We start from the raw sequence: 26,113 nt of genomic DNA on the forward strand, positions 1-26,113 counted from the left end.
TGGCGGAATGGTGTCATATCCACTCATGCGGGACAGCCTGATCCGGGCATAGCGCCATCACGTTCGCGCTCAGCGCGGGAGGGAGTCTGCCTAGAATCATGGAGCATCCCGGTCCGGGGCACGCACCGATGCGCACGTGGTTCACTGCCGACATCACGGATTGGATGCCGGGTGTCGCTATGGGGTAAGCACGATATCCGTGAACCGAATACGCTTTTCGGACGAGAAAGGGGGACGGCAAAGATGTCGGCACAACAGAACGAATTCGACGCGGAATCGCCCACAGAAGCCACCGCGCTCGGTATCGATATCGCCGCGCTCGATCGAGCCGTCGACGACGGAACATTGTGGATCGACAACCTTCTTGTCGCCGATGGTGCGCATGAACGGTGCGCGCGACAGTACGAACAGCTCGCCGATCGGGTGGAGGCGCAGATCCAGACCCTGCGCGCAGCCGCCTCACTGCCCGGTTTCGGCGCATTCGCCTCAGGTGTGGCGCTGCGCGCGGGTTTCGAGCGCAAGACCGACGACGCGATCGCCCGGTTGGGCGAATATGCCATCGCGGCAAGAGAACTAGCGCAGCTTTTTCTGGCCGCGTCGGCCACCTACCAGCAAGCCGACCTCACGTTCGCCGCGGCGGTCGATCGAAACGACGTGACAGGAGCTGTGCATGCGTAGAGTGTCACAGACCGAGACACGAATCACACAGCAGCACAACGATCCTCCTTACGCGCCGAACATCGAAATCTTCGACCACTTCACCCACGCGGAGATCCACGCCAAAGTCCAACTGTTGCATCCCGGAGTGCTCGCGGATGGTGGACGAGCGTGGGCCGTGGCAGCGGAACACCTCGCCGAAGCCATATCCCAGGCACACATCGAGATTCGCGCTGCCATCGCAGACGGCTGGCGCGGCGCCGCGGCCGAGAGCGCGGACGCGATGGTCCGAATATTCGAGCAGAACGGCCAAGACCTCGCCGACGTGTTCGCCATAGTCTCGCAACGACTCAGCCAGGCGAGCGATGCCGCGGAAACAGTGCGCGCCTCGGTGGCCGAGCCCGCAGTCGCGGCACCGGATCTCGGCGCGGCGCTACTGGATCCAGCCCGAGCCACCGACAATGCCTATCTACAGAAGGTGAGCGAACACGCGCGCCACGATGTCGTGCGAGTGATGAACGACGTCTACGCGGGGGTATTTCTCCGGGCCGGCACGGAGGTGCCCGCATTCCCTGATATGGAAGACCACCGGATACCCGGCGCGACAGCTCGCCTGGCACCTGACGACACAGACCGTAGGGGGCACCAAGCAGCCGAAGCCACGCTGGCGAGAAGGGCCGCCGGTAACCCCTCGACAACAGCCGACACGCGAACAGTCCCGCCTGATGCCATCATCCACCGCTCGCACGGGACAACCCCGAGCGGGGTGATACAGCCGAGCGAGAGCGCGACGTGCGCTGGACAGATCACCGACGCCCGCACCGTGTCGACGTCCATCGCCGGTATCACTTCGACCGACACCATGACCGCAGGGCCGATGCCTGCGACAACCGCGACCTCGGTGGTCCCCGCCGCCGAGACGCCGCCCCCGACAGCCGCGACCGCGGCGAGCAGCAGCATGGTTCCCGCCGACCGCCCGTCTCGTTCGCCGACCACAACCGCCGCCGCGACCCCAGGCCCGAACTCCGCGCCTGGCACGGGCGCCGCGCCGTTTGAAAAACAACACCGATATGACGAGCGGCGCGAGAACACCGACGGCGACACGGTGACAGGTCTCGGCGCGGGCATGGCAGGCGGACTGCTCGGCGGTGCACTAGCCACCCCCGACACCACACGGCCCGCGTCGAGCCGGACCGCGACATCCGTACCAGCTGCCTCTCTCCGCGATGAAGAAGAGTTCGACCTGGACGATTCACCCACATTCCTGGAGCCCTCCGAAGGGGGCAACGAGCTCATCGGGCCGCTCGAACCAACCACGCCACCTGTGCTCGGCGAATGGACCGAGGACGAGTGAGCTGGACGCTGACCCCGGACCAATTCGCGCTGGCCTGGTCGCGTACCGATGGTGATCGCATCCCCTATCCCCTCGCCGTGCGTCTTTCCGCACGCGACACCGACGAGCGCGCCGCCCAGCTCCCCGCGCTCGACCGCTGGTGTGACCGGGTCTTGGACGCGGATCTCGAAGCGGCGCTGCGCGTCCTCGCGCAGCCGGACTTATGCATCGAAGTATTCGGTCACCGCGATCCAGCACCTACCCCACCCGATTCGGCTTCGAATGACGAGGGCGGGCCATCCCCGCCATCACACACACCCGCAGCGGGGAAAGGGTCCGTACCCAGCGCAACCGAGCGACCGGTTCGTATCCTCGGCGCTGTCGCCGGAGGCATCGCGGTGGTCGCGGCACAGCGCCCTGGCGCGCGGCCTGACCGCGGTGGTGATGTGCGGCTGTTCGCAGGCAGCTCGAAAAGCCTGTGCGCGCGGGTGGTCTCTATGCTGCCGGAGAACACCCCAGGAAGCGTCCCGCGCCTGACCGCTCCCCTGGCGCAGGTCGACACAGACAGCCGTACCCTGGTGACTGTCCCGGTGGCAGGTCCGTCCACGCCGACCCAGATCCGCAAGCTACTGAGACAGCGTCGAGACGGCATCGGTCAAATCGTCGTCTCCGCTCGTCGCGGCATGGGGAAGTTGCTCCCATTCGATGCGCTCTGCTGGATCGACGTCGTGGCCGATGGTCGTTATACAGTACGTACCGGCTCCGACGTCGACATCCTCGCCGTGACCGCGGAGAATTTCGCCGCCCAGTTGCGCCCGCTGGTCACCGCGGCCGCGCGCACCTCGACGGCCTACCACCAATGACGGCCTACCACCAAGACCGAATCGCCTCGACCCGGTAGCGGCCGGGATACACACTTCCCCCTATACGGGCACTGAATCAGGCCGCGACGCACCGATGACACGCACCTGTCGGCCATGGCGTCATTTACGGTGTACGAGTGCCACTCTACGCATTCGAAGGCAAATGTCCTCAGGTCGATCCGACGGCGTTCATCGCGCCGACCGCGACTCTGATCGGTGAGGTACGGGTCGAGGCAGGCGCCTCGATCTGGTACGGCGCGGTGCTGCGCGCTGACCTCGCGCCGATCACCATCCGAGAGCGGGCGAACATCCAGGACAACGCGGTGCTGCACGTTCCGCCGGATGTGCCGATGGAGATCGGCTCCGGCGCCACCATCGCACACAGCGTGGTGTTCCACGGCATCTCGGTCGGCGCCGATACCATCATCGGCAATAGCACCACTGTGCTGGACCTGGCGAAAATCGGGGCGGGCAGCATGATCGCCGCGCACTCACTGGTGCCGCCCGGCGCCGAGATCCCCGACGGCGTGCTGGCCGCGGGATCACCCGCCGAAGTGAAGCGCCCGATCGAAGGCACCAAGGCCCAGATGTGGGTACAGCTGAACCCAGGCTTCTACGCGGAACTGGCGAAGCGCCACCGTGAGGGTATTGCCGAAATCTGAGCCCGTTCCGCCGAATGGGCTCGGGCCGGAAAGCGAGAGCGGCGCGAGGCCTATTCATGACCGATACGGACGCTTCCGGCGGAAACGACTCAGCACAGCAAGGCGGTGACCTCGGCGTCCTCGAGCTGATGGAAATCACGATATGCGCCACCGACACCGTTGAGCGAGTGCGGTACCCAAGGACAGATCACCTCGTCGGCCTCGGCGGCGACCCGACGCATCGCTTCTGTCGAGGAGACCGGAACCGCGACTGTGATCCGAGCAGGCTGATGCAGGCGCGCGACCCGACAGGCAACAAGGACAGTGGCACCGGTCGCCATGCCGTCGTCGACAATCACCACAGTGCGACCAGCCAGCTCGATCGGACCTGCCGCGCCGCGAAGTACCTGTCTGCGCCGTTCCAGCTCGGCGTACTCCCGCGCCTCGATCGCGGCCATCCGCTGTGCCGGTACACCCGCATACGCCAGCACATCCGGATTGAATACCCGCACACCGTCCTCACCGACCGCACCCATCGCCAGCTCTGGTTGCCACGGCACGCCCAACTTACGGACCAGAAGAATATCGAGGTCACCGCCGATCACCTCGCGCACCGCGGCCGCCACCGGAACACCGCCCCGCGGCAGACCGAGTACCAGTGGCTGTCGCGCCCGCAGGTGCGCCAGATGGGCTCCCAGCGTGCGACCGGCAGAAGTCCGATCGATGTAGACCATCGCTTCCGAACGCTACTCCGGTTCGCGCTCGGTGATCGCGAATCGACGCAGTGCAAGACTGGGATTGGCCGTGCGCACCGTGTCCAGGTACTCCAGGTCGATTCCGGCCGTCAATACCCCTGGCTCGTCACCGAGACCGACGAGCACCACACCGGTCGGGTCGACGATCATCGAGGCGCCCGCGCCGCGCGGCGCGGCCTGATCGGCGGCCACCACATACACAGTGTTCTCGATGGCTCGGGCACGCACCAGTGTGGTCCATTGATCAACTTTGGCCGGTCCTGGTATCCACTGCGCAGGCAACAACAGCACCTGCGCACCCGCTGCGGCGACCCGGCGAGCCCCCTCGGGAAAGCGCAGATCGAAACAAGTCTGCAGACCGAACGTCACCTCAGCCACCGCGAACGTGGCGGGCTGCTGGATCGCTCCCGGCTCGACCACATCTGATTCGAGGTGGCCGAAAGCGTCATACAGATGCACCTTCCGGTAGCACGTGATCAGAACACCGTCAGGTCCGAGTACAACAAGAGTATTGCGGATTCGGTCACCGCCCTCAGCTGTCCGCTCGACTGTTCCGGCGACGAGGAATACCCCGAACTCACGTGCGATTCCAGCGAGGCCGGTGACGAATGGGCCGGTCAGCGGCTCGGCAGCAGCGACAACCCGCTCATCGAGCCTGCTCACGGCAAACATCGAGTACTCCGGCGCGACGACCACGCGGGCGCCGCGCGCACTGGCCGTGCGCACATGTTCGCGGAGCGCGACAAGATTGGCCGCGGGGTCGGTCGAAGGGGCGAACTGAACGATCGCTACATCCAGTTGGGCCGTCGCCGGGGCCTGATGCACGGACGAGTTATTCAGTTGCATATGTCTCACCGTATTGGGGCGGTGGCCAGGACAACCAATACGGGGCAGTAAACTCCTGCTCAATGAGCACCAATCAGGTCGACAGCGTTCCTGGCGACAACGACAGGGACACCGACGGCCCATCTTTCGCCGATCTCGGAATCGATGACCGCATCCTGGCGGCCATCGCTGACGTCGGTTACGAATCGCCCTCGCCGATCCAGGCCGCGACGATTCCTCCGCTGCTCTCCGGCGCCGATGTCGTCGGGCTCGCGCAGACCGGTACCGGCAAGACCGCCGCATTCGCCATCCCGATCCTGATGGGACTGCGAGAAACAGCGGGTCGAAGCCCACGTGCCCTTGTACTCGCACCGACTCGCGAGCTCGCGATCCAGGTCGCAGAGGCATTCGGCCGCTATGCCGCGCACATTCCCGGTCTGCATGTGCTACCCATCTACGGCGGCCAGAGCTACGGCGTGCAACTGTCGGGCCTGCGCCGCGGCGCGCACGTTGTAGTCGGCACGCCGGGCCGGGTGATCGACCACTTGGAGAAGGGCACGCTCGATTTATCGCAGCTGCGGTACCTCGTGCTCGACGAGGCCGACGAGATGCTCAAGATGGGCTTTCAGGAGGATGTCGAGCGCATTCTCGCCGATACGCCATCAGACAAGCAGGTGGCGCTGTTCTCCGCGACTATGCCCGCCGCTATCCGCAAGATCTCCAAGCAATACCTGCATGATCCGGTCGAGATCACGGTCAAGGCGAAAACTTCGACCAATACCAACATCACCCAGCGCTGGGTACAGGTCTCGCATCAGCGCAAATTGGACGCACTCACCCGAATTCTCGAGGTCGAGTCGTTCGAAGCGATGATCATCTTCGTCCGCACCAAACAAGCCACCGAGGAGCTTGCCGAAAAGCTGCGCGCCAGGGGCTTCTCCGCTGCCGCGATCAACGGCGATATCGCACAGAATCAGCGCGAGCGCACCATCGGCCAGCTCAAGTCCGGTGCACTGGATATCCTGGTCGCCACCGACGTCGCGGCGCGCGGGCTGGACGTGGACCGCATCTCACATGTGGTCAACTACGACATTCCACACGACACCGAGTCCTATGTGCATCGGATCGGGCGCACCGGACGCGCCGGACGCAGCGGCGAAGCGCTGTTGTTCGTCGCGCCACGCGAAAGACACCTGCTCAAATCGATCGAGCGGGCCACCCGGCATCCGCTGACCGAAATACAACTGCCCAGCGTGGACGACGTCAACGCCCAGCGTGTCACCAAATTCGGCGATGCCATCACCGAGAATCTCGCCTCGGCGAATCTCGCGCTGTTCCGCAAGCTGATCGAGGATTACGAGCGCGAGCACAACACCCCGCTGGCCGATATCGCCGCGGCACTGGCAGTCAGCTCCCACGACGGCGACAACTTCTTCATGGAGCCCGAGCCGGAACCGGTCGAGCGCCCGCGGCGCGACCGGGCCCAACGGGAACGAGTAACCCGGAAATTCGACGAGGATCGAGCCGGTGGTTCACACCACCGGCTCAACGGAGCCGAGCTGGCGACCTATCGGATCAACGTCGGCAAGCGACATCGCGTGGTACCCGGTGCGATCGTCGGCGCTATCGCTAATGAAGGCGGGCTACGCCGCAGCGATTTCGGGCATATCAGCATCCGCCCCGATCACAGCCTGGTAGAGCTACCCGCGCAGCTGCCGTCGGAAACGCTGGAGGCATTGCGACGCACCAGGATCAGTGGTGTGCTCATTCAGCTGCAACTGGACCAAGGACCGCCACAACATCGCACGTTCAGTCGCGGCCAGCGCCGGGATCGCGAGGGCGCCAAACGACCGGAGCGCCGTAAACCACGCTCCTGACCGGGGAGAGCACGTCGAGGCCGGACGTGCTGGCTACAGTGTTGCCGTCCGTGCGTAATGTGGCGCACGGACGGTAGCGAGTGTCCCGAGAAGACACAGGAGGCCGCGCTTGTTCGTGTTCGGTGATCGTGTCGTCTGCTCCGCCGTCGATCTCGTCCACGCAGCACACTGCGAGTTCGCGCTGCTGCGGACCCTCGACACCGCACTGGGCACAGCCCCGGCCGAACCCGACGTTGCCGCGCTGGGGTCCGCGCCCGCACAGACAATCGCCGATACCCGACACCATCGACGCGTCGGCTATCGCGCACAGTTCGGTAGCGCGATGGTGGAGATCGATCGCCCGCTCGGACAGTCAGGTGATCCGGCCGAACACATCGCGGCGTTGACCGTAGCGCACACCGCGACTGTCTCGGCCCTGCGCGCGGGCGCACCAGTGATCGACGGCGCGACCTTCTTCGATGGCCGATTCCATTGCTCTTGCGACTTTCTGGTGCGTGCCGAACATCGGGTCCGCTACACAGTGCACGGTACCGCGCCCACACCCGCGAAATGGGCGGGCCCCCTGCTCGAGCTCGCCGCGTGCGCTGAGTCCCTCGACCGCTCGGGTGCGCTGTCCGCGCCGTTGGTCCGACTGCATACGAGCGAAGCGAGCACTGCCTATACGTTGAGCGAACTGCGCATGCTGTACCGCGCACGTCGGCACCGAGTGGAACGCATCGTGGACGAGAAGCTCGGCGAACTGCTGCCAGTACAGTGGGGCGATCCACGCTATCTCGCCTGCGGCCACTGCCGCACCTGCGCTATCGCCTTGTCCGCCGCGCGTGACCTGTTGCTCGTGGCTGGTATGCGATGGACGACCCGCGCCCGGCTCCGGGCAGCGGGAGTGCGCACCATCGATCGACTTGCCGCCGCCGGGATCCCGGTGCCAGGCGTACCTGCCCCTACTGTCACCACACTGCGCAGACAAGCGCGAGCACAACTGCGGTGTGAAGTATCGGGCAAGAGCACGCACATACTGGTGAACGCGATCGCGCTCGGCGCGCTGCCGCAGGCCTCCCCTGCCGATCTCTCGCTCACCATCACCGGCGGCGGGCACGCGCCGCTCCTGGTCGAGATCGGCGGGGCGGACACGGTGTATCTGTCACTGCGTATGCCATCGGACGCGACAGCAGAACCGCATCGGATCGAGGCCGAGGAACGTCGTGCGCTGGAGCAGGTGCTCGATTACCTGACCCAGCGACGTCGACTGTATCCGGACCTGCACGTCTACCACTACACGCCGCGGGTACGCACGGCCCTGCTGCACTGCACCGGACGGCATGGGGTCAACGAAGAACTCGTGGCCGAGTTGCTGTACGCCGGTGTCCTGGTCGACTTGTACCCGATTGTCCGTAACGCATTGATCATCGGGGAATCCTCCTATGAGCTGAGCATGCTGTGTCGCTCATTTCCCGATATGCCACCGCCCACGGCCGACAACGATTGTCGCACGGTATTGCGGCTACGCGATTGGTTGCTGAACCGCGCGGCCGAGCACGGCATCAGCCCACACGCGGCGAGCACTGAGCAGGTGAGCCCATGGTGTGCGATGTCAGGCCCCGGCGAACCGGACCCGCTAGTATCCCGGCCGTCGTCATTGGAGGCAGCCCTTACAGAATATGCTGCGGCACAAGAAGATAAGCTGCAGCCTTCTGCTCTGATGGCTGCGGCGCTCGGCTACCATCGGCGCGAGCGGCAATCGCTGTGGTGGGCGCATGTCGACCGGCTCAGCCTGCCCGTAGACGAATGGACCGACGCACCGGGAGTCCTGGTCGCCGATTGGGGAGCTGTCGATACCAAGTGGCATCGCCGTCCTGGACACGCGACCATGCGACGGTATCTGACGCTGACCGGCCAGCTCGGAGCAGGTCGAGGTGATGTACCCGCGCCGAACGCGCTCGCCCCTGGTACCACCGTCTACACCTGCTACGACAACCCGCCTGCCCTGGATACGGTCACGGCGACTGGCCGACGGGTCATTGCGGAAGCCACGGTGCTCGGTTGCTCGGTCGACGACGAGTTCAACGACACCGTCCGGTTGGAAGAACTACTGCCCGCGAGCTTCGCACCCTATGACGAGCTGCCGTTCACAATCGTGCCCGGCCTACCCGCTCAGGACGAGAACGCCGAGCGAGAAATCGAACTCGCGGCACAGCGCTTGCTCATGGCCCTCCCCGACACACCGCGCGCAGCCATCTTCGACATCCTCACCCGCCGTACCCCTCGGCTACACACGGGCGCCGGATTACCCGAAAAACATGGTGATCATGCTGCCGCGATCGCCATGGCGGTCTGCGCCCTCGACTGCTCCTATCTTGCGGTGCAAGGGCCGCCTGGCACGGGGAAGACCCCGACGGTGGCCCGAGTGCTGCAGCGCTTGGTCACTCGGCACAAGTGGCGGATCGGCATTGTCGCCCAAGAGCATTCGACCGTGGAGAATCTGCTCGACGCCGTAGTGCGGATCGGTGTGCTGCCGGAGCTGGTCGCCAAGAAAGATGTGGCCGCGCTCGCACCGGAGTGGGTCGTGATCGATGCCGACCGCTATCCGCGTTTTCTGGACAACGCGATCAATGGCTGTGTGCTCGGCGGTACCACGGCCGATTTCGCGAACGAGCGCTTGGTGGCACGGGAAGGTCTCGATCTGCTCGTCATCGCCGATGCGGGCCGTTTCGCGCTGGCCGATGCTGTCGCTGTCGCCGCGAGCGCGCGCAACCTGCTGTTACTCGGCGACCCGGCCCCCTTGTCCACACACGGTGCGCATCCGGCTCCGGTAGGCGAATCAGTGCTCGGCTGGCTTACCGAAGGCCGCCAGACCCTGCCCGCGGCGCGCGGCTACTTCCTCGACCGCACCTGGCGGATGCATCCCGCGGTGTGCGAACCCGTCTCCCGGCTGTACTATGACGGCCGCCTGCGGTCCAACGAAACCATCACGTCGGCACGGCATCTGGATGGCGCGGAGCCCGGCGTGCGCACCGTGCTGGTCGATCATTACGATAACTCGACCACAGCGCCCATCGAGGCCCGTGAGGTGGTTCGCCTGGTTCGTACACTGCTCACACTGTCGTGGACGATCGGCGCGACGACACGCAAGCTGCACCCACACGACATCTTCGTAGTCGCACCGTATGCCGCGCAGGTCGGGTGCATCCGGACCCTACTGGCCCGCGCCAAGCTGGCGGATGTGCTGGTGGGGACGCCTGATCGGTTCCGCGGCCGAGAAGCGGCGGTCGTGCTGCTCTCGATGACCAGCTCCAGCCCTGCCGACACCCCCTCCGGCATGTCGGCGCTGTTATCGCGTGAGCTGATCCGTGGCGCGCTGTGCCGGGCCATGTGGACGGCGATCATCATCCGTTCACCACTGCTCACGGAGTACCTGCCCACTACAGCCGCGGAACTGACCGATCTCAGCGCGCTTCTTCGGCTGAGCTGACCACGCTCAGCCGAAGCAGACGCCCTCGCCACGATAAGTCGGCACACTGATCCGGGAGCCGTCGGTATCGACCAGGTACACCGTGTCGAACCGCTCACACATTTCACCGGCCTTCGCGTGCCGGAACCACACTCGGTCGCCGATGCGCAGCTGCGCGGCGCCTGACAGCGGGGTCTGCACCTCACCTGCCCCTTCAGCACCGAGCAGCCGCAACCCCCTCGGCCACACCGGTTTCGGCACGCGCGAGGGACCAGCCGGACCGGAGGCGATGTAGCCGCCGCCGAAGACAGTAGCGATCCGGGACGTCGGCCGCCGCTGTACCGGTAGTGCGAAGAACAGCGCGGGCCGGGGAGTGAACGACCGATAGTGGTCGAACAGCGTCGGCACATACAGTCCCGATCCGGCAGTCACCTCGGTGACGTCCGGATCCGCGGTGCTGATCTCGATGGACCCGGTACCGCCGCTGTTGACAATCTCCAGCGAGCCGGTCACCGAGCGAACCGCGTCGAGCACCTGCGTGCGGCGCTTGGCGATCTCCGTCGCGGAGGCTCGTTTCATCAAGCGCACCGCGATATTGGCATCTGCCAACCCTGCGATCTGGGCCTCATAGGTCATAACACCCACCACGTCGAAACCCTGGCGCAGCGCCTCGCTCGCCAGCGTGGCCGCCTGCTGCGGCGTACGCAGCGGGGACCGGCGCACGCCGAGGTGGAGCGGACCGATACGCAGTGCAGCATCCACGTCCAGACAGATCCGAGGGCGTATCCGATCGGTACCCGCGCCGGCACGGATCAGGTCGAGCTGATCGGCATCGTCGACCATGAGCGTGATCGATCGCAGCAAGATGTCGTCGGTGGCCAGTTCAGCCAACGCAGCGCGGTCTACGGTGGGGTAGCCGAGCAGCACGTCGCGCGCCCCGTGACGGACCAGCCAGATAGCCTCGCGCAGAGAATAGGACATAATGCCCGCGAAGCCGCCTGCCGCGGTCAGTTCGGCACCGAGAACTTCGGCAAGTACGGCGCGACAGCGCACGGATTTGCTGGCTACGCGCACCGGAATACTCCCGGCACGGCGCAGCAGATCCGCCGCGTTCGCACGTAGGACAGACACATCGAGGGCAGCCAGCGGTGGGTCCAGCTCGGCGGTAGCCGTGTGCAGCCCCGCGATCGGCGACGTCTGGGTCACCCGGTCAACTCAACCACTAAACTGGTCAAACGTCCAGCATCATGCGCCGACCAGAGTCAGATCTCGACCGCTTTCATAGCCATGTTGCCGACCAGATCATCCAGCACCACCAGGATGGCTTCATCATCGAAGTCGGCCAGCCAGCGCAGCACAGCACCCCAGACTAGCGAGAGTCCGTAGACCGCGATGGAATCCACCGGCTCCAGCCACTGGGTGCCCGACAACTCGGCACACAACCGGAGAAACTCGACAGCCTCGTTTTCCAACTCCCGGAAGGGCGCCGCCGCGATCGGGTCGGCGACTCCGCCAATTCGCATATCCCAGCGCGCGCGCAGTAAACGCACCGTCGCCTCATAGGCCTCGATATGTTTATCCGGCGAGGCCGTGATCGATGGCACATGCTGACTGATCCCAGCATGCAGTAACATCCGCAGCGCGCGGACCCCGGGCCGGTCGATTGTGGTCGCCGCCCGTTCGACCGCCGCACGAATAGAAGGCCGCAACCGTACTTCCGTTATTACCTCTCCACCTGCGCTCAACGACGACTCCTCGGCGAAAGAACTCGCGCGCCTCAGTTGACGCGACTCGCTGAACATTGCGTGCAACTTCGGGGAACCTCAGGGTTACCCGGTCCAACATTCATCAATGATAGAGGTTTTTCCGGGTTTAGAGACGGGTTCCATGGGTAATTACAAACCTAAAGAATCTTTTGTTATCCGATAGAGATCGTTCCGCAATCGCATTGTTCCTCTCGGGATTCCCGCCGCGACAGCCGATCTCGGTCGACGTTACCGCTTCGCAAGCTGTTGAACAGGGCGCTCCCCTGATCTTGAACAGCAAAAAATTGTGACCAAAATCACATAAATTAAGGTTTATCCCGCTGTCGCGAGAGCCCGTCCCACCACCGGCCCCTTTCCGTTCTGTGATACAGATAACCTGAATCGGTGACTGCTTCGCCCCCCGCCGATCACCACTTCCTCTCCGGCACGTTCAACTTCCGAGATACCGGCGGGCTGCGTACCGAAGACGGTGCGAAGATTCGTCCCGGTGTACTATTGCGCTCGGCTCAGCTGAGCGGGCTCGGCGATGTCGGCCACAACACCCTGCATGAACTGGGCGTCAGTGATGTACACGACCTGCGCGGCCCACGGGAGATCGCGCATATCGGCGCAGATCGGCTTCCCGAGGGCATCCGGCTGACCGTCACCCCGTTCGATTCCGGAATGACCGAGGCACCACCCCACGAGACACTCACACTGACCGCATACGCTCATATGCTCGAGGTCTATCGGACGTTCCCGGCATTGCCCGAAGCACACGCCGCCATCTTGACCCTCGCCGAATCCCTCGTACGCGGCACGGGAGCGGTACTGGTGCACTGCGCGGCGGGCAAGGACCGCACCGGTTGGGCTGTCGCGACGCTGCTGCGCGCGGTCGGGGTCACCGAGGCCGATGTCCAGGCCGACTATCTGCTCAGCAATGCGGCTGTCGGCGCGCTGCGTACCCTGATAAGCACGAAAATGCCTTCCAGCGCGGAAGCCTCGATCGACCTGCTCGGCGTGCGTGTGGAGTATCTGGAAAGCGCTACCGCTTCGATGCGTGAGCTACACGGCGATCTGCACGGCTATCTGGAGGTCGTCGGGCTGACGCCCGAACTGCGCGCGCAACTACGCGTGCGACTGCTGGAGTGAGACGGGATCACTCGACGGATACCGCCTCTCGGCGCACCAAGCCGTCAGTGTCGATAGTTACCTGATCCCCGGTGTGAAACCATGTTCCGGTGAACCGCGCCGCAGTCGTGGCCGGGTCGTTCCAATAGCGTGGTGCGACATTCGGTCCGCGACACAACAGTTCACCGCATCCCGCAGTCGCTTTCGGCCCCCACAGTGCCAATTCCGTACCACCGAAAGGAGTCCCGAGTAATACATCCTGTCGATCAGCGGACCGCTCGGTATCGTCCACCGCGAGGCCGATACCACTGGTCTCAGTCGCGCCCCAGACCGACCACTGCCGCGCGGCAGGGAACAGGCCATGCAGTTCGACCGTCAGATCGACCGGGATAGCCGGTGGTGCAGCGCTTTCAGCACGATGCACAGCTTTGCTGATCCGCGCGATCCCTTCGGTGCGTATGCCATCGGCCCGTAATTCGGCGAGCTCGGGCAGCAGACGCGCGAAAATCTGTGGTGTCGCGGAGATCATATCGGCCCGCTCGGCCGACAGGGCTTCGGCCAGGTCATAAGTGTTCCGGACGAGTACGACCGTGCCGCCGACCGCGAAAGTCGGCAGCAATTGATCGACACATCCGCTGGCGTGCCCCAACGGCAACAACACCAAGTTACGCAACCCGTCCGTCGGCAGCTCCAGCGCGGCGACCACTGAGCGCACGGCGGACAACAAATTCTCGTTGGTCAACTCCACGCCCTTGGGGGCGGCGGTACCGCTCGTGTAACACAGCAGCGCTAGATCCCCCAAGGACGCTCCGTCGTCGATATAGGCTGCGCCGTCCGGTAGTTGGGCCTGCGTGCCTGCGCGACCGAACACGAGTTCGGCATGGCTGTCGGCGATCACCCGCGCAGCCACCGACTCGGACAGCCCGTCACGCACCAGCACCGGCACCGCACCACTGAGCAAGGCGCCGAGGAAGGCTTGTACCCAGACGGCACCCGAGGACATGGCGATAGCGACCCGGTCGCCGTAGCCGATGCCAAGCTCCTGTAGGCCACCCGCGATCCGAGAAGCGGAGTGCCACAATTGCCGGTAGGTCAAACGCGGGCCGCCGACTTCGACTACCGCCTCACGCGTGGAGTACGCGTGCATCTGCAGATCCAGCAGTTCGGTCAGCGCGGGCGTGAGATTTCCATAGCGCAACACCCCATCGGCACTGCGGGTAAGTAGGTTGCCCCACAGGAGCGGGCCGGTCAGGGGAAATTCGACGAGCAACTGCGACATTCGTCCTCCGCGTGCCTCGAGTCATCAGGCACTGTGACTATATGAGTCATATCACAATTCTGCCGAGATATGCGGTGGACGTGTCTGTTTTCACCGGCCGGTGTAGCTAGCCTTCCCAGGTCCGACATCGAGGAAGCTGCGAACCGCGCCTACCAGATCATCGGTGCCGAACAGCGCGCCGGATACCTCTGGAGTCACCGAATCCGCATGTGCCACACCATCAGAACGCCACGCCTCGATGATCTTCTTGGTCGCCGCGTGCGCCTTCGTCGGGCCGTCGGCCAGTCGGTGGATCAATGCTTTCGCCACCGCGTCCACATCCTCGTGCACCGCGTTCACCACTCCCCACTCGGCCATTGTCGCCGCGTCGTAGCGGTCGCCGGTCATCACGAATTCACGAGCCCGCCCCGATCCCGCGCGCTCGGCGAGGCGCTGCGGACCGCCCATCGACGGGGTCAGTCCCACCACGATCTCCACCAACCCGAACTTCGCCTGCGGCGCGGCGAGCAGAATGTCGCAGGCGAGCGCGATCTCGAAGGCCGCAGTCAGAGTCAACCCGTGCGCGGCGAATACCACCGGGCACGGCAGCGCCTCCAGCGGATGGACGATCTGCGCGAACAGCGTACGCCACAGTTCAGCCCCCTGTTCCACGCTCAGGCCGTCGAACAGGTGCACGTCGACACCGCCGGACACCACCTTGCCCTCGGCGCGCAGGAGCACCGCTCGCGGTGGTCGCGCCGACAACTCGGCGATATCGACGATCAACGCGTCCAACATCGCCTGATCGAACAAATTGAGCGGCGGATGGGCGAGCGTGAGAATCGCTACCTCCGCACCGCCTTCGGTGATCTCGCGCTCCAAACGGGTGGCCTTTGTTTCACTCATCCGGTCAGCGTACGAGGTCGATGCGGCAGTATGCCCGGACCATCAGAACCAGTACTGGCGTGTTGTCCAGCATATAGGCGCCGAGCACTGAGACCGACCGGACCGGCTTCGGGCGTACGCACAGGCCATGAGACCACCGTCGGCCCGGAACCGATCCGACCGGGTACATCGTTGTCATAGCGAGCTGACGGCGACCGGTGCCCTACAGTTCACTCCAGCAGACCGGAAAGGAGGATGCCGCCGATGCTCAAAGGCGCATTCGAGAAGACGGTGGTCGAGCTGCTCGATACCGGGTCCCGCCTGCAGGCGCCCGCGGTAGCCGAGTACGTCGACCGAATCCGGCGTTCTCACCCCGAGGAGAACCCGGCACAGATCATCGAGCGGTTGGACAGGCAGTATCTGCTCGCAGTGACCAGCAGCGGCGGCGCCGTCGGCGCGATCGCCGCGTTCCCCGGAATCGGCACCGTATCGGCGATCGCGGCGATGAGCGCCGAGACCACATTTTTTATGGAGGCCTCAGCGCTGTTCACTCTCGCGGTAGCCACGGTGCACGGGATTTCGCCAGAGGACAAGCAGCAGCGCAGAGCGCTGGTACTGGCCGTTGTACTGGGCGAGAGCGGGATGGAGATCGTGCAGAAGAACGTGGGAACCTCCGCGAAGAACTGGGGCACGGCGTTCGCCGACAGGATCCCAGGGGTGTCGAATATGAACGATTCGCTACTGAAGCAGTTCATCGTTCGGTTCATCACCAAGCGCGCCGCGCTGATGGCGGGCAAGGTGCTGCCCGCGGGTATCGGTGCCATGATCGGCGGCGCGGGCAACCACGCCCTGGGCAAAGCCACGATCGGCAACGCGCGCAATGCCTTCGGGCCCGCACCTGCTACCTGGCCCACCGGTCGGCTGGTCGCGAGCGGTGATCCGCTCGCCGAGATCGAACCGACGAAACCGCGACCTCCGGCCGTATCACGATGAGCGGGACACGTCCGGCCGCGTTCACGATTCGCGGGTTGACCAAACAGTACAACCAGACAAAAGCAGTGACAGACGTCACGTTCAGCGTGCCGTCCGGCACCACTGCAGCCTTGGTCGGGCCGCAGGGCGCGGGCAAATCCACCATCTTGCGGATCCTGCTCGGCCTGATCACTCCCACCTCCGGCACTGTAACCGTCAGCGGGGTAGGGGTCCCACGGCGAACCACCACAGGGTCGGAGCATCTGCTCGGCGGCGTGCTCACGCCTCGTGGGCTGCATCCGGCCCGGACAGCGCGGGAACATCTCTGGATCTACGCGGCCGCGGCTGGTGTCGCGGACACACGGGGGGCCGAGGTACTCGAATGCGTGGGGCTGAGCGAGCATGCCCGAACCAAGGTCGGTGCTCTATCGGTCGGGCAGCAGACCAGGCTGGCGCTGGCTACCGCGTTGCTCGACGATCCCCCGTTGCTGGTGCTCGACGATCCGATGGACGGCCTCGACCCAGGGGAACGCGGTTGGCTGTACGACTTTCTGCACCGGCACACCCACCGTGGCGGCAGCGCTGTGCTGTCCGGCCGAAGCCTCGCCACTGTGTTGCCTGCCGCCGACACTCTGATCGTGCTGAGCAGGGGCATGGTGATGTACCGAGGCAGCCCGGCCCGGCTGCGGCGCGGATATCCGGACCGGCTGGTCGTCACGACACCCGGTCCCGCCGCACTGGCGACCATGCTCGCCGCACAAGGGCTCACCGACGCGGTGATCCGCGCCGACGGCCGTCTCGCCGTGGCCGAAGCGACAGAAGCGCAGATCCGGGCGGCGGCCGAAACGGCGCGAGTGCGCGTAGATACCATCGTCCCCGACCCGATCTCGCCAGACCGAGTACTCGCCGCACTGACCAAACCCACCGCCGCGCCGGTACCGCACCATCCCGGCCTCACCATGACCGGTCCCAGGCAACCGTCGCCGACGCCCTACGGAATCCCACGATGATCACCATCCTGCCCACGGACCTGATACCGAATGTCACTTCCGAATTCCGCAAGGCGGTCACGATGCCGCGCGGCCGGGCGCTCGCAGGCACGATCGGCACGCTCGCGCTGATCGTGAGCATCATATCGGCGCGCATTGCCGCATCAGTGGGCCTCTCGGATCCACCCGGACAGTTCGCCACCGCTCCGGCAACGATCGGGCTGTACGCGGGCCTGGTGACGGTCGTCCTGGCCGCAGCCTGCTTCGGCGTGCTCAGTAGCGGCGGCGAGCACAAGTACCGGACCATGGCGGTGACCATGCTGTTCGCCCCCGACCGTGACCGGTTCACGGTAGCGAAGTTCCTGGTTGCCGGATGCTGTGCGCTCGGGGCGGCAGCGGCGGTGGAATTGATCGCGCTCGCAGGGGCAGCGGCGGTGGAACTGACCACGCTCGGCACCCTGTTCGATGTCGGCCGCGACAAGACCGCCGTCACCACGGAGTTGTTCGCGGTGCTCGGCGGCGGATTACTCACCACAGTCTGCTGGTCCCTGCTCGGGGTGAGCGCAGGCATCCTACTGCGCTCATCCACAGGTGCGTTCGCGCTGCTGCTCGGCTGGATCGTACTCGCAGAACCCCTGCTGTGGCTGCTCGCGCACGGCTTCGGTATCCCCGGAGTCGCGACCCTGCTTCCAGTTTCCGCCACAGTCGCCACCGTGGCGGCAGACGCCTTTCCGGACAATGGGTTCCTCGCCCCCGCCCCCGCTGGCGCCGTGGTCCTGCTGCTGTGGACCATCGGCCTCGGTGTCACGAGCTGGTGGAGCCTGCGCACCCATGACCTGTGATCCACGACCCGCATGATCCGCGACCCGTAGGGAACAACGACCTGTCGGCGCGTGTCGATACCGTCTGGACGAGGAACACGGCACGGTAAAGGGGCGAACAGGCGACGTGGACAAAGACGAGGGACCGGGATGGATGCGGCGGCTGTGGGCCGAGTGCCTACCGCACCGCTGGGTTCTCGCCGGTCTTGCGGCAGCAGTGCTCGGCGGTGCGGTCATCGAGACCGCGGGGCCGCTGCTGACCAAACAGGCGATCGACGCGGCCGGCCGCGGTGACACGGCGGCGATCGGCTTGGTCACCTGCCTGATCCTGATGTTGGCCGTCTGCCGATCCGCCGCCGGATTCGGACGACGCTTACTGGCCGGACGACTGTCCTTGGATGTGCAACACACGCTGCGGGTGCATATCCTCGGCGCATTACAGCGGCTCGACGGCACTGGGCAGGACGCCCTGCGCACCGGGCAGGTGGTCTCGCGGTCGATCACCGATCTGCAGCTGGTGCAGGGTCTGCTGGCAATGGTGCCGTTATCGGGCATGGCGCTGCTGGAGTTCGTGTTCGCCGCTGCGGTGATGGTGTGGCTCTCCCCACCTCTGGCCACTGTGTCGTTGCTGGTAGTGCCCGCGATCGGGCTGGTGGTCTATCGCATGCGGCCTCGACTGCACGCAGCGACCTGGTCCGCGCAGCAGCGCGCCGCCGACTTAGCTCAGCACGTCGAAGAAACGGTCACCGGGGTGCGGGTGGTCAAAGGGTTCGGCCAGGAAGCGCGGATGGTCGATCTGCTGGAGCGCCACGGTCGCACGCTGTTCGCGGAGCGGATGCGCGCCGCGGCGATCGACGCCGGATTCGCGCCGACCATCGCGGCGATCCCCCAACTCGGTATGGTCGCGGTCATCGCCCTCGGCGGATTGCTCGCTCTACACGGCAGTATCGGGATAGGCACCTTCGTGGCCTTCGCCGCATATGTCGCCGTCATGACCGCTACCGCGCGCATCCTCTCCTCTGTGCTCGTCATGGCACAGTTGACCAGGGCGGCAGCCGAGCGGGTATTCCAGGTGATCGACACCGCGCCGGCCATCTCCGACCCAGCCTGTCCGACCGACTTGCCGGACGGACCTCTCGGCATCGAAATCGACGCACTCACCTTCGGTTTCGACCCAGGACAGCCCATCCTGCACGAACTGGATCTGCGGGTACGGCCCGGCGAGACGGTAGCCGTCATCGGCCCAGCGGGCTCTGGCAAATCCACGCTCGCGCTGCTGCTGTCCCGGTTCTACGCGCCGGATTCCGGTAGTGTCCGGCTGTTCACCGAGGTCCCGGCACACACTGTCCCACCCGACCACGCGAGCGTCGACCCCACCCGAACTTGCCCACGGCACGCCTCGACGCTCACCGTCGAGTCCGACGCGGTCGATATCACCGACGCGCGCGCCGCTGATCTGCGCGCGGCCATCGGTGTCGTCTTCGACGAACCTTTCCTGTTCTCCGACACCATTGCCGCCAATATCGCACTCGGGCGCCCGGAAGCGACCGACGAGGAGATCAGGCAAGCCGCCACGCGCGCCGCGGCAGACGAGTTCATCACCGAGTTGCCCGAAGGTTACGACACGGTGGTCGGTGAGCGCGGCCTCACCCTTTCCGGCGGACAGCGGCAGCGGATCGCTTTGGCCAGGGCGCTGCTGGCCCGCCCACGCGTCTTGGTGCTCGACGACGCCACCTCTGCGGTAGACGCGCTCACCGAAGCCGCGATCTTCGACGCGCTGCCCGACCACGGCGGACGGACCACGCTGATCCTGGCGCATCGAGAATCGACGCTCGCCCACGCGGATCGTGTGATCAGATTGCCCGCACCCACCGGACACCCCGTCCTCGAGTCCGTCGCTACGACGACCGCGCCAAACCGGACATCAGCTCGTTCCCGCAGTAGCCGCTTCACGGGGGCAACGGCCGCAATGAGCGAAACGCCCGAACTGCACCGCGCCATCGAGCGCCTGCCACCCGCCACCGAGCAACCCGCCATGGACACACAGCGGCTACGCGAGCCAGATCCGCACTTCCGGCTCAGCCGTATGTTGCGCCCAGTACGCGGACTGGTCGTGACGGTCATGGCGCTGCTGGCCGCGGACGCGCTGATCGGCATCTCGTTCCCGCCGCTAGTGCGCTACGCCATCGACGGCGGAGTGATCGGTGACAACACCGGGGTACTGGTCCGCTCGGCCCTGCTCGGCGCAGTCCTCGTCGTAGGCGGTTGGCTGGTCGGCGCGGCGACCACCATGCTCACCGCGCGCACCGGCGAACGAGTGCTGTTCACCTTGCGGGTACGCAGCTTCGCTCATCTGCAACGACTCGGGCTGGATTACTACGAACACGAGCTGTCCGGGCGGATCATGACCCGGATGACCACCGACGTCGACGCGCTGTCGACATTTCTGCAGACTGGTGTGGCTACTAGCCTGGTGGGTCTGCTCACGCTGGTCGGAATCGCGGGCGCGTTGTTCGCCATCGACGTTTCGCTGGCCTTCATCGTACTGGCGACCGTGCCCGCGCTGGTGGTCGCGACAGCAATGTTCCGGCGAGTGTCCGCCACCGCTTACACCATCTCGCGAGAACATGTATCGGCAGTCAACGCCGACTTCCAAGAGAACGTGACAGGATTGCGCGCGGTGCAGGCCAATCGGCACGAGCCGCGCGCGGCTCGCCGGTTCGCCGAGTATTCCCAGCGTTATCGCGACAGCCGGTTGCGCGCACAGCGAGCGATCGCGTTGTACTTCGCTTTCGTCGTCGGGTGGGCCGATGTGGCTCTTGCCGCAGTGGTGTTCTTCGGCGCCCGCGAAGTCGCCGCCGGGGCGACCAGCGCGGGCACCCTGATCGCATTCGTGCTGTACCTGCAGCTGCTGTTCGGCCCGATCCTGCAGCTGTCCCAAATGTTCGACAGTTACCAGCAGGCCAGAGTCGGCCTACGTCGGATCGGAGAATTGCTGCGCACCCGCTCTTCGATCGCGGCCGATCCGGCCGAGCCGGTGCCGATCACGCGAGGACTGCGCGGCGATGTGTCCTTCGATGACGTCCAGTTCCGTTACCCGGGCAGCCGGGTTCCCGCACTGGACGGCGTCAGCCTTCGCATTCCGCGGGGCTCTACCCTGGCGCTGGTCGGGCCGACCGGTGCGGGCAAATCGACAGTCGTCAAGTTGCTGGCGCGGCTGTACGACCTGCCCCGAGCCGAGCCGAACCATTCCGCTCCGAACCTTCCTACCGAGAATCCGGCACTACCGAGTGCTCGCGATCACCCTGTCGGCGCAATCCACGTGGACGGCACCGATATCCGCGACTATCGCCTCACCGACTACCGCGGCAGGCTCGGCATCGTCCCGCAGGAAGCTCACCTGTTCGCCGGCGATGTGGCGAGCAACATTGCATTCGGGAAACCATTCGCGACCGCCGAGGAGATTGCCGCTGCCGCGGCAGCGGTGGGTGCGGCGGATATGATCGCCGCACTGCCCATGGGGATGAATCAGCCGGTCGGCGAGCGGGGCCGTGGCCTGTCGGCAGGGCAGCGTCAGCTGGTCGCGCTCGCCCGCGCCGAGCTGGTCGCGCCGGATGTACTGCTGCTCGATGAGGCCACCGCGGCACTCGACCCTGACACCGAGGCATCGGTGCTGGCAGCGAGCCGATCGCTGAGCCGGGGTCGGACCACGGTGATCGTCGCGCACCGGCTCGGCACGGCCGCACGGGCCGAGCAGATCGCCGTAGTCGACCATGGTCGGATCATGGAATGCGGCCCACATGCCGAGCTACTCGCCGCAGACGGACCGTATGCCCGGCTATGGGCAGCAGCAGGTGGTACCGGAGGAATATTCTCGAGTACCGACGAGTCGTCACCTACGAAGTCGGGGGTGTCGGGTGGTCGGTGAATCCGCTGATCTGCTCCTGGGCCTATCCTCAGATGGGGCGCATCGGCAAATAACCGCCGATGCCCGTGCCTGGCACGTCACAAACGTCGCAGCGCGAAGAACGAAATGAGGCGAACACCTGCTGTGAGCAGCTCAACTTCCCAGTTCGGACAGAACCAGTGGCTAGTCGACGAGATGTATCAAAGGTTCCAACAGGACCCATCCTCGGTCGACGAAAGCTGGCACGAGTTCCTTTCCGACTACACACCCGACGCGAGTGGCGAGTCCGGTAACAGTCACACCGCGCCAAAGCAAGCTGCCACCGCGCCCGAGCCCACCGTCACGACGCCGAAGGCCTCCACCCCAGCTGCCGCGAAACCCACCGTACCCGCCCCAGTGACCACTCGTACTCCGCAGACCACGCCGGCTCCGGTATCGAACGCCGCACCCACCTCCGGTCCGAAGCGGGCCGACACCACCGCCGATGAGGCCAAAGTGCTGCGTGGCGCCGCTGCCGCCGTAGCGAAGAACATGGCCTCCTCGCTGAGCATCCCCACCGCGACCAGCGTACGCGCCGTCCCGGCCAAGCTGATGATCGACAATCGCCAGGTCATCAACAACCATCTCGCGCGCACCCGAGGTGGCAAGATCTCCTTCACCCACCTGCTCGGCTATGCCATCGTGCAGGCCGTCGAAGCCTTCCCGAACATGAACCGGCACTACGCCGAAATCGACGGGAAACCGAATGCGATCACTCCCGCGCACACCAACCTCGGTCTGGCCATCGACCTGCCGGGTAAGGACGGCAACCGATCGCTGGTCGTCGCGGCCATCAAGGGTTGCGAGACAATGACCTTCGGGCAGTTCCACACCGCCTATGAAGACATCGTCCGCCGCGCCCGCGACGGCAAACTCACCGCAGAGGATTTCTCCGGCGTCACCATCTCCCTGACCAACCCTGGCACCATCGGAACAGTGCACTCGGTGCCTCGTCTGATGAACGGCCAGGGCGCGATCATCGGCGCGGGCGCGATGGAGTACCCGGCCGAATTCCAGGGCATGAGCGACGAGCGCATCGCGGAACTCGGCGTCGGCAAACTGATGACGCTGACTTCCACCTACGACCACCGCATCATCCAGGGCGCGGAATCCGGCGACTTCCTGCGCACTATCCACCAGTTGCTGATCTCCGACGATTTCTTCGACGAGATCTTCCACGGCCTCGGTGTGCCCTACGAACCGGTCCGTTGGCGTAAGGATGTTCGCGAGCGCGGCGTCGACAAGAGCGCGCGCGTACTGGAAATGATCGCCGCCTACCGTAACCGCGGCCACCTGATGGCCGACACCGACCCGCTGGGGCTGGTCAAGGACAAGTTCCGTAGCCACCCCGACCTGGACGTCACCCAGCACAGCCTCACGCTGTGGGATCTGGAGCGCACATTCAATGTCGCGGGCTTCCACGGCCAGGAACGGATGAAGCTGCGTGATGTGCTTTCGCTGCTGCGTGACGCCTACTGCAGGCACATCGGCATCGAGTACACCCACATCCTCGATCCCGAGCAGCTGCAGTGGATTCAGGACCGGGTCGAGCAGAAACATGTCAAACCGACCATCGCGCAGCAGAAGTACATCCTGAACCGGCTGAACGCGGCAGAGGCGTTCGAAACCTTCCTGCAGACCAAATATGTCGGACAGAAGCGCTTCTCGCTGGAGGGCGCCGAGACCGTCATTCCCATGATGGACGCGGTCATCGACCAGTGCGCCGAGCACAGCCTCGACGAGGTCGTCATCGGCATGCCGCACCGCGGCAGGCTCAACGTGCTCGCCAATATCGTCGGCAAGCCGTACTCGAAGATCTTCACCGAGTTCGAGGGCAACATGAACCCGGCGGCCACCCACGGTTCCGGCGACGTGAAGTACCATCTCGGCGCTCAGGGCACCTATCTGCAGATGTTCGGCGACAACGAGATCGAGGTCTCGCTGACCGCCAACCCCTCGCACCTGGAGGCGGTCGACCCGGTCTTGGAGGGCCTGGTCCGCGCCAAGCAGGATCTGTTGGACAAAGGCGACGGGCCGGAAGGCTATTCGGTCGTGCCACTGATGCTGCACGGTGACGCCGCGTTCGCGGGCCAGGGCGTGGTAGCCGAAACACTGAACCTGTCGGGGCTGCGCGGCTACCGGGTCGGCGGCACCATCCACATTGTGGTGAACAACCAGATCGGCTTCACCACCGCTCCGGAGAACAGCCGCTCCACCGAATACTCCACCGATATCGCGAAATTCATCGGCGCGCCGATCTTCCACGTCAACGGCGACGACCCGGAGGCCTGCGACTGGGTGGCACGCCTCGCGGTCGACTTCCGGCAGAAGTTCCGCAAAGACGTTGTCATCGATATGATCTGCTACCGTCGCCGCGGTCACAACGAGGGCGACGACCCGTCGATGACCCAGCCTTATATGTACGACGTGATCGACACCAAGCGCTCGGTCCGCAAGGCCTACACCGAAAGTCTGATCGGCCGTGGTGATATCTCGCTGAAAGAGGCCGAGGACGCGCTGCGCGACTACCAGGGCCAGCTGGAGCGAGTTTTCAACGAGGTCCGCGAGTTGGAGAAGTACTCGCCGGAACCGAGCGAATCGGTTGAGGGCGACCAGCCGCTGCCGGGCACTGTCGTCACGGCCGTGGGCAAGGCCGTCCTACAGCGCATCGGCGACGCCTTCCTCGGCGTACCCGAGGGCTTCAACGTGCACCCTCGTGTCAAACCGGTGCTGGAGAAGCGCCGCGAGATGGCCTACGAGGGCAAGGTCGACTGGGCCTTCGCTGAACTACTCGCCTTCGGCACCCTGATCGACGAGGGCCGCGCCGTGCGCCTGACCGGCCAGGACTCCCGCCGTGGCACGTTTACCCAGCGGCACGCGGTGATCATCGACCGCAAGACTGCCGCGGAGTACACTCCACTGCACAACATCGGCAGCGAACAGCCGGGCTGGTTCGCGGTGCACGACTCGGCGTTGAGCGAATTCGCCGCCGTCGGATTCGAATACGGCTACTCGCTGGGCAACCCCAACGCCCTGGTGTTGTGGGAAGCGCAATTCGGCGACTTCGTCAACGGCGCGCAGTCGGTCATCGACGAATTCATCTCCTCCGGTGAAGCCAAATGGGGCCAGCTCTCCGACGTAGTGCTGCTGCTGCCCCATGGCCACGAAGGCCAGGGCCCCGACCACACCTCCGGCCGTATCGAACGCTTCCTGCAGCTATGCGCGGAAGGCTCCATGACCGTCGCGGTGCCCTCCACCCCAGCGAATTATTTTCACCTGCTGCGACGCCACGCACTGGACGGCATCCGCCGCCCGCTGATCGTCTTCACCCCGAAGTCGATGCTGCGCAACAAGGCCGTGATCTCCGACCTCAAGGACTTCACCGAGAGCAAATTCCGCTCGGTGTTCGACGAACCCTCCTACGAACAAGGCATCGGCGACCGTGACAAGGTCAAGCGCATCCTGATGACCAGCGGCAAGCTCTACTACGAACTGGCCGCCGAGAAAGCCAAAAAGAAACGCGAGGACGTGGCGATCATACGAATCGAGCAGCTCTACCCGCTGCCCACCCGTCGTCTGAACGAGGCGCTGGAAGGTTACCCCAACGCCACCGACCTCGCCTGGGTTCAAGAAGAACCAGCCAACCAGGGCGCCTGGCCCTTCTTCGGCCTCAACCTTCCTGAGGCCCTGCCCGCCAGGCTCGACAAGCTGCGCCGCATCTCCCGGCGCGCCATGTCGGCGCCCTCCTCGGGTTCGAGCAAGGTGCACGCGGTGGAACAGGCAGAGATCATCGCCGAAGCATTCGAACCGACCGCGTAGTTTTCACTGACCAGACGCCGGGCCGAACAATCTCTGTCCCAGAGTAATTCGGCTCGGCGTTCGACTATTCACAAACCGCTGGGCGAACAGCGGCCAACAGGCGCCTTCTTCTCGCCATCCACACAGTGTCCGCGATGTTCATGCTGAC

Annotated in this window: 18 protein-coding genes; 12 read left to right on the forward strand and 6 right to left on the reverse strand. The window is 65.1% G+C overall.

From position 1 onward, the window contains the following. The first annotated feature begins 243 nt into the window (after positions 1–243). The 4 genes from ACX4ZE_RS06300 to ACX4ZE_RS06315 all read left to right on the forward strand — a co-directional run bounded on the left by ACX4ZE_RS06300 (position 244) and on the right by ACX4ZE_RS06315 (position 3,515). Positions 244–678: a hypothetical protein gene (locus ACX4ZE_RS06300; RefSeq protein ID WP_480272353.1), complete on the forward strand. Its 435-nt coding sequence runs from the start codon at positions 244–246 to the stop codon at positions 676–678. Next, the gene (locus tag ACX4ZE_RS06305; protein ID WP_480272354.1) at positions 671–2,011 is read left to right on the forward strand and encodes a WXG100 family type VII secretion target; all 1,341 of its coding nucleotides are present in this window, start codon (positions 671–673) and stop codon (positions 2,009–2,011) included. The genes ACX4ZE_RS06300 and ACX4ZE_RS06305 overlap by 8 nt, the downstream gene beginning before the upstream one ends. Beyond that, positions 2,008–2,853 (forward strand): ESX secretion-associated protein EspG, encoded by an 846-nt coding sequence (locus ACX4ZE_RS06310; protein ID WP_480272355.1) that lies wholly within the window; start codon positions 2,008–2,010, stop codon positions 2,851–2,853. Before ACX4ZE_RS06305 ends, ACX4ZE_RS06310 begins: the two co-directional genes overlap by 4 nt. Before the next feature lie 137 nt (positions 2,854–2,990). Further along, complete coding sequence (locus tag ACX4ZE_RS06315) at positions 2,991–3,515, forward strand: gamma carbonic anhydrase family protein (RefSeq protein WP_480272356.1); 525 nt, start codon at positions 2,991–2,993, stop codon at positions 3,513–3,515. An 89-nt stretch (positions 3,516–3,604) separates the two neighbouring features. Here ACX4ZE_RS06315 and ACX4ZE_RS06320 read toward each other — a convergent pair whose 3' ends face one another. Beyond that, positions 3,605–4,228 carry a phosphoribosyltransferase gene (locus ACX4ZE_RS06320; protein ID WP_480272357.1) on the reverse strand — a complete coding sequence of 208 codons (624 nt, stop codon included), beginning with the start codon at positions 4,226–4,228 and terminating at the stop codon, positions 3,605–3,607. A gap of 12 nt (positions 4,229–4,240) precedes the next feature. Continuing rightward, positions 4,241–5,095: a carbon-nitrogen hydrolase family protein gene (locus ACX4ZE_RS06325; RefSeq protein WP_480272358.1), complete on the reverse strand. Its 855-nt coding sequence runs from the start codon at positions 5,093–5,095 to the stop codon at positions 4,241–4,243. Positions 5,096–5,157: 62 nt separating this feature from the next. Here ACX4ZE_RS06325 and ACX4ZE_RS06330 point away from each other — a divergent pair, with 62 nt between their 5' ends. Further along, positions 5,158–6,951, forward strand: coding sequence for a DEAD/DEAH box helicase (locus ACX4ZE_RS06330; protein ID WP_480272359.1), 1,794 nt, complete (start codon positions 5,158–5,160; stop codon positions 6,949–6,951). Between the two features lie 115 nt (positions 6,952–7,066). Next, positions 7,067–10,420, forward strand: coding sequence for an AAA domain-containing protein (locus tag ACX4ZE_RS06335; protein WP_480272538.1), 3,354 nt, complete (start codon positions 7,067–7,069; stop codon positions 10,418–10,420). Between the two features lie 6 nt (positions 10,421–10,426). Here ACX4ZE_RS06335 and ACX4ZE_RS06340 read toward each other — a convergent pair whose 3' ends face one another. Next, positions 10,427–11,605 (reverse strand): amino acid deaminase/aldolase, encoded by a 1,179-nt coding sequence (locus ACX4ZE_RS06340; protein ID WP_480272360.1) that lies wholly within the window; start codon positions 11,603–11,605, stop codon positions 10,427–10,429. 56 nt (positions 11,606–11,661) lie between these two features. Next, positions 11,662–12,144: a TetR family transcriptional regulator gene (locus ACX4ZE_RS06345; RefSeq protein ID WP_480272361.1), complete on the reverse strand. Its 483-nt coding sequence runs from the start codon at positions 12,142–12,144 to the stop codon at positions 11,662–11,664. A gap of 405 nt (positions 12,145–12,549) precedes the next feature. On the opposite strand from ACX4ZE_RS06345, the gene ACX4ZE_RS06350 reads away from it, so the two are divergent. Then, positions 12,550–13,296: a tyrosine-protein phosphatase gene (locus ACX4ZE_RS06350; RefSeq protein ID WP_480272362.1), complete on the forward strand. Its 747-nt coding sequence runs from the start codon at positions 12,550–12,552 to the stop codon at positions 13,294–13,296. A gap of 7 nt (positions 13,297–13,303) precedes the next feature. Here ACX4ZE_RS06350 and ACX4ZE_RS06355 read toward each other — a convergent pair whose 3' ends face one another. After that, on the reverse strand, positions 13,304–14,554 hold the full coding sequence (locus ACX4ZE_RS06355) for a class I adenylate-forming enzyme family protein (RefSeq protein WP_480272363.1): 1,251 nt from the start codon (positions 14,552–14,554) through the stop codon (positions 13,304–13,306). Between the two features lie 90 nt (positions 14,555–14,644). Continuing rightward, entirely contained in the window at positions 14,645–15,439 is a 795-nt protein-coding gene (locus ACX4ZE_RS06360) for an enoyl-CoA hydratase/isomerase family protein (RefSeq protein WP_480272364.1), read from the reverse strand. A gap of 243 nt (positions 15,440–15,682) precedes the next feature. Here ACX4ZE_RS06360 and ACX4ZE_RS06365 point away from each other — a divergent pair, with 243 nt between their 5' ends. The 5 genes from ACX4ZE_RS06365 to ACX4ZE_RS06385 all read left to right on the forward strand — a co-directional run bounded on the left by ACX4ZE_RS06365 (position 15,683) and on the right by ACX4ZE_RS06385 (position 25,965). After that, on the forward strand, positions 15,683–16,411 hold the full coding sequence (locus tag ACX4ZE_RS06365; protein WP_480272365.1) for a hypothetical protein: 729 nt from the start codon (positions 15,683–15,685) through the stop codon (positions 16,409–16,411). Beyond that, positions 16,408–17,400 carry an ATP-binding cassette domain-containing protein gene (locus ACX4ZE_RS06370; RefSeq protein ID WP_480272366.1) on the forward strand — a complete coding sequence of 331 codons (993 nt, stop codon included), beginning with the start codon at positions 16,408–16,410 and terminating at the stop codon, positions 17,398–17,400. The genes ACX4ZE_RS06365 and ACX4ZE_RS06370 overlap by 4 nt, the downstream gene beginning before the upstream one ends. Then, complete coding sequence (locus ACX4ZE_RS06375) at positions 17,397–18,221, forward strand: ABC transporter permease (protein ID WP_480272367.1); 825 nt, start codon at positions 17,397–17,399, stop codon at positions 18,219–18,221. Before ACX4ZE_RS06370 ends, ACX4ZE_RS06375 begins: the two co-directional genes overlap by 4 nt. Positions 18,222–18,354: 133 nt before the next feature. Further along, the gene (locus ACX4ZE_RS06380) at positions 18,355–22,128 is read left to right on the forward strand and encodes an ABC transporter ATP-binding protein (protein WP_480272539.1); all 3,774 of its coding nucleotides are present in this window, start codon (positions 18,355–18,357) and stop codon (positions 22,126–22,128) included. Between the two features lie 105 nt (positions 22,129–22,233). Beyond that, positions 22,234–25,965: a multifunctional oxoglutarate decarboxylase/oxoglutarate dehydrogenase thiamine pyrophosphate-binding subunit/dihydrolipoyllysine-residue succinyltransferase subunit gene (locus ACX4ZE_RS06385; protein WP_480272368.1), complete on the forward strand. Its 3,732-nt coding sequence runs from the start codon at positions 22,234–22,236 to the stop codon at positions 25,963–25,965. Positions 25,966–26,113 lie beyond the last annotated feature (148 nt).

This window comes from Nocardia sp. TBRC8007 (genome assembly GCF_056629435.1).